Source organism: Pseudomonas sp. SDT291_1_S447 (assembly GCF_054070155.1).
The window spans coordinates 1-351 of record NZ_JBSVXS010000324.1; the positions used below are offsets into that span (position 1 = coordinate 1).

General features: G+C 62.4%; 1 pseudogene. It reads right to left on the reverse strand.

Annotated features, from left to right (window positions below):
* Positions 1-43: 43 nt before the first annotated feature.
* Positions 44-351 (reverse strand): annotated as a pseudogene (locus tag ACW9IR_RS29760) (capsid scaffolding protein); the annotation flags it as partial.

The following is a 351-nucleotide window of genomic DNA, read 5'->3' on the forward strand; positions in this document are numbered from 1 at the left end:
GGCGTACATCTTGGCGCCGTAGGCGCTCAGGGAACGAGCCATGTCAGAGCACCCGTACTTTGGATTTGTCGGCGGCGCCGGTGGAGCGCGGCAATTGGCGACCTGAAGGAGTGTTCTTCAATTCGGTGAACTGCTTCTGCAGGCCCGCCAACGCCGCCAGCACGGCTTTGTTGCCGCCGCCGTTACGCTGGAACTCGCGCTCTTCTTCTGCAGTGGTGACGATGTCGTTCACCGCGTCAGTTACGTCATCGATTGGGGCCTGATCGGGTTCTGGTGCGTCTTCGGCGGCAGGCTCAATCACGGCCTGAATGCCAGCGGCGACGACCAGCAGCTGGGCCAGCAGGGCTTTGA